Annotated in this window: 4 protein-coding genes and 1 pseudogene; 1 reads left to right on the plus strand and 4 read right to left on the minus strand. The window is 38.7% G+C overall.

Annotated features, from left to right (window positions below):
* Both HP401_RS29250 and HP401_RS29255 read right to left on the minus strand, forming a co-directional pair.
* A pseudogene (locus HP401_RS29250) lies at positions 1–486 on the minus strand (late control protein); the annotation flags it as partial.
* Positions 487–841: 355 nt separating this feature from the next.
* On the minus strand, positions 842–1516 hold the full coding sequence (locus HP401_RS29255; protein WP_173607596.1) for an Imm3 family immunity protein: 675 nt from the start codon (positions 1514–1516) through the stop codon (positions 842–844).
* A gap of 231 nt (positions 1517–1747) precedes the next feature.
* Between HP401_RS29255 and HP401_RS29260 the strand changes: the two genes are divergently transcribed.
* Positions 1748–2629 (plus strand): IS3 family transposase, encoded by an 882-nt coding sequence (locus tag HP401_RS29260; RefSeq protein WP_173607597.1) that lies wholly within the window; start codon positions 1748–1750, stop codon positions 2627–2629.
* 156 nt (positions 2630–2785) lie between these two features.
* Here the strand turns inward: HP401_RS29260 and HP401_RS29265 are convergent, their stop codons facing one another.
* Both HP401_RS29265 and HP401_RS29270 read right to left on the minus strand, forming a co-directional pair.
* On the minus strand, positions 2786–3472 hold the full coding sequence (locus HP401_RS29265; protein ID WP_173607598.1) for an Imm3 family immunity protein: 687 nt from the start codon (positions 3470–3472) through the stop codon (positions 2786–2788).
* 22 nt (positions 3473–3494) lie between these two features.
* The coding region (locus tag HP401_RS29270; RefSeq protein ID WP_305852461.1) for a deaminase domain-containing protein at positions 3495–4893 on the minus strand (1399 nt) is incomplete at its 5' end.

Below are 4893 nucleotides of genomic sequence, written 5' to 3' on the forward strand. Positions count from 1 at the left end.
ACCATCCGGCCCATCCAGCTTATCGGCCGTTTTCACTGTCCGCATGACGGCTGTACCTGTTCCGGCACTTAGAAAGTTTGCCGCTAGCTCTGCTACCACCATGTCTTTCTTAAATGTATTCTGGCCCTTCGCATAGCTTTGTTCTTCTGATCTGGTCCACAGACCGCCGTTAAACAAGTTTTCTTGTTTGTATTGCTCTTCCTTCGCGAATGGATCGATATAGTCGTCGTAAAGCCCTTGTCCCAGCTTCCCCAAATCTGAAAAGATTTCTTCCGGTCCCTTCTTGCCCGTAATCGTATCTCCCACATAATTGAGCGTATCGTTTACGCCTTTCTCGATACCTTTCACGATGCCATTGCGTTCCCTCAGTGTGCCAACTTCTTCGCCGCTTACAAATTCATATAAATCTTGCGTGTTCTCTTCTCCCGCAAGTCCTGTCAGCAGCATGTCTCCGGCATCTACTGCGGTATTCCACAAGCCTAACAAGGTATCTCCAAAGGCATCTATCTTCCCTTTCGCCTCAGCTACTGGTTGTTAGTGGCTCTATGTCCCAAGTTGGCAGCCAAATCTTTTTCCTGCACATCATGTGTAAAGGCAATCTGGTTGCCTTCTGCTATATACAGAAAAAAGCTTATTCCTCCTCATCACTTGAGTTGGAATAAGCCTTTGACGATAATTTTTGATCCCGATAAGTTACCTTTCTTTCACTGGGTTGCTGTTACAATGCTAACGCTCGTGGCGGTATAAACGGGTATTTGCTTCCTGTACGATATTGCAGTAATACAGAAAAACCAAGACAAGTAGCTCGTACTCGTTTGGGACAAAACCAGTCACTATGATTCTAAAGTTTATCTAATACTTCCTTAATTCGGATAGACAGATCTAGCTTCTCAAATTCTGATAATTGTTTCCCAACATTATTCAAATCAAACTGTTCCAGCTCACTTCTGATTTTTACAATTTGTTCATTCGACTTAATTCCATGCCTAATTAGTAATTCTGCAAGCGTAGTTTTAACAACAATATTTTCACTAAGTGTATTATCACAATCACGTTCGAAACGCTCGATTATTTTTTCAACAAGCTCGCTTTCATCTTCACATATAATATTTCCAAAATAACTCTTAACTTCTTTTTCCATCTCAAAGCTATACCATCTTGCATAAGGATCGTAGTCAATTTGTATATTATCAATTTCATCTAGCACCATATCTCTTCGTTCTAGAATGTCTTGGTATTCATCTAGAGAAGTTTCCAGTTGAAGTTTTTCTAAGTCTATTGAATTTAAAACCTCAATTAATTGGTCTTTTACTTTATAATATGTTCGCGTATGTGATAAGATAATATTTCCTATCGCAATGTGAATTACAGCATTTTCCATTTCACCTAATTTTAATACACCTTCAAAATCATTGGAGGTTCTTGCAAGTGCTTCATCATTACTCATTTTCATATTTTTGAACTCAAAATATTTTCCATAAAATGCACCAAGTAAAGCCTCGTAATTTCGTTTCATCCTCAAACCACCTCTTATAGTTATTCTGGTACGATAATATTTCCATCGTTATGAATTACTTCAATATCAATTCCCGGAGATTCCAGATCGACACAGGCTTAAAATATGGATGAAAAAATACAAGCAATTAGGCGAATTTGGACTTCTGGATCAGCGAGGGAGACGGGAAGAATATATTGATCAAGACCGATATGTTCAAAAGCTCAAACGAGAGAACTTTATGCTAAAAAAGTGTCTAAAAAGGATGCAGGAGGTGCAACCCGTAAGTATAAAGCGATCAAACAGGTAGCTGGTGAGTATACCATCAGTGAGCTGTGCAAGCTATTTGAAGTCTCAAGAAGTGGATACTACTCATATTTGAAACGAAAAGCAACAGATCGGGACAAGCTTGTGAAAGACCTAATCAAGGCAGTTTATAAGAAGTACGATAGTAAATATGGATATAGACAAATCCAGCTATTTCTACTGCAAGACTACGGAGTGTGGATAAACCATAAGAAGGTACTACGTCTCATGCAAGATATGAAGCTCCGTTCTCGAATACGCAGCAAGTATCGAAGTCATTCAGTTTCATCCACAGGGAGACGAGTTGCCGAGAATGTCCTTCAACGTGAATTTCATGCAGATGCACCTAATAAAAAATGGGTAACGGATGTCACACAGTATCGTGTTTCGGATACTTGGCTCTACCTGTCTGCCATTAAGGATTTGTTTAATAATGAAATTGTGGCCTATCACATGGGAGCTCGTAATGACAATCAGTTGGTCCTACGGACCTTCCAAAAAGCCTTTGAAAAAACGAAAGACGTGACTGGACTGATCGTTCATAGCGATCAAGGATTCCAGTACACGTCCCACGCTTACCACGACATGCTGCCAAAGGTTGGCGCCCAAATCAGCATGTCTCGAAGAGGCAATTGTTATGATAACGCCTCAATGGAGAGCTTCTTCTCCCATCTTAAAACGGAAGGGCTCTACCCTTATGATATCCGAAGCGTGGATGAAGCACAAAGACGAATTGAAGAGTATATCCAATTTTACAACCATAATCGGCCGCAAAGAAAATTAAAAAAGCTGACGCCCGTAGAATTCAGGCGTCAGCTATCGGCCTAAAGGCCGGGGTTTTTCTTAATGTCTATAAATTGGGGTCTTGATCGGGATGAAACCTTTTCATGTATGGGTTGATTGAGTTTACACAAAAATCTTGACAGACCCGATATAGCCCCAAATAAGCAGTAAATACCATTTGGGGCCTAATCAAGTTCTATTCTATAATTTCCTCAATACTGCCTTTATTCGAATAGACAGATCTGCCTTCTCATCTTCTGATAATTGTTCACCTACATCATTTATATCGAACTGCTCTAATTCGCTCTTTATATTTTTTATATGTTCATATGCACCTATATTATTTAATAATAGCATTTCAACTAAAGTTGTTTTTACAGTAATATTTTCACTTAAAGTATTCTTACAATCCCTCTTAAATCGTTCCAAGACATTATTAACAATATCTTCTCCACTACATGCTTCAAAATTTTGATTTTGAAAATACTCCCTAACATTATTTGTCATTTCAAAATAATACCATCTTACTACAGGATAATAATCCAATGGCTTTGTATCTATTTCTTGTAAGATTCTATCTCTACGGATAAGTAAATCCTTAAATTGCTCATCTGTTACTACGTTTTTTAGCTTATTTAAATCTAGTGAAAGTAAATCTTTTTTTGTTGTTTCTTTAGCAGTAACTAGTACCTTTGATTGCTTTAGTAACAATTCTCCATATAAAATGTGGATAATTGCCTTCTCCATCTCTCCTTGATTTTGGATTGCTTCATACACATTGTATGTTCTAGCAAGTGATTCAGAATCACTCATATTTGCGTTTTTATATGAAAGATAATCTTCCATAAAAGATTCAAATAACTCCTCGTATTCCCACTTCAAACTCATTCCAAAATTACCACCTTTTAATTTATTTTTCGGGTTTAGGAAGTTCTTTAGGAGGCACTAAATTGCCACTATTATGAATTACCTCAATTTCAATTCTCGGATATCTTTCTTTAAATTTACCGATTATATTGTTACAGCTTGCGCATGTATCTCTTTCGGTAAATATCTTCACTTTCCCTGTAGCATTAGGATTATATCCAATCTTTTGGGCTAAATCATTCATTATTTTGTATTCTGAATCTTCTAGTCTTTCAAAAACACTTCCCTTATTATCTGGTGCTTTTGTAGCATTAAACACAGGATCATCTGGTAAGAAAGAAAAACCATTTAAGTTCGGATTCCCTGATGAAAAATCAACTTGACTGGAGGCATAAAACTCTCTTTGATTTACAGTCGGAATGTCTACTTCAGCGTATCCAAAGTTTCCTCCCTTTTTTAATACTGTTTTAGATAAACGACTTTTCAGTTCACTTACTCTATCAATAATATAAGCATCGGCAACAGGATCAACTTTCCTTGTTTCTAGCCACTTAAAATTAATTAACTGGTCCGTATTCGGATCAAGTGCGTACCTATATTCAAGTGGTGTTGATCCATGTTCTACAATAGGTTCACCCGTCCCCTTAGTATCCGGCTTCTTATCTCCTTGAGGATCATTTTTCTTAGTAGTATCAGGCTTACCCTTAGGAGGTATAGAATGATTCGAATTCCCAAAATCGCCGTTCACTACCTTTGGTAAATCCTTCTTATCAGGAATATCGCGAGGTTTTTCAGCATGTTGAGCATGCCCCGTCCTCGCCTCAGTATCTGGCTTATTACTTCCTTGAGAATTATTTTTGTTACCGCCATTAGCCTTGCTATTCATCGACGGAGAATAATTCGAATGTCCAGAATCCCCGTTCACTACCTTTGGTAATACATTTTTATTAGGAATATCGAGAGATTTTGCAGCGTGTTCCTTTTGGATTTCTGGGGCACGAGAACCAGTATGACCCTTCCCGCCATCCAATCTACTATCAACCTCTTTATTCGACTGTTCTTTCATTTTCAGCTGAAACTTTTCAACTACTGCTTGAATTTCTGCCTGTTTATCACCCAGTGTCTTAGCACTCGTCTTCATCTTCCCATCAAAAATCGATGCTCCACCATCCATCATATCATCGACAGTGCCAAGCAATAGTCCACCTATTCCTTTTCTTCTGCCACCACCCAACCTCTTTGGACCACCTGGCCCATCCAGCTTATTGGCCAGTTTCACTGTCCGCATGGCTGCTGTACCCGTACCAGCACTAAGAGCACTTACCGCTACCTCTGCAACCACCATGTCTTTCTTGAACTCATTCTGGCCCTTCTCGTAGCTTTGTTCTTCTGATCTGGTCCACAGACCGCCTTTAAGCAAGTTATCCTGATCGTATTGGGCA

Source organism: Brevibacillus sp. HB2.2 (assembly GCF_013284275.1).
Classification (GTDB): Bacteria; Bacillota; Bacilli; order Brevibacillales; family Brevibacillaceae; genus Brevibacillus; species Brevibacillus brevis_D.

Bases quoted from the DNA above. Each gene is read 5' to 3' on its own strand.
- HP401_RS29255 (WP_173607596.1), bottom strand. From the start codon at position 1,516: ATGAAACGAAATTACGAGGCTTTACTTGGTGCATTTTATGGAAAATAT.
- HP401_RS29265 (WP_173607598.1), bottom strand. From the start codon at position 3,472: ATGAGTTTGAAGTGGGAATACGAGGAGTTATTTGAATCTTTTATGGAA.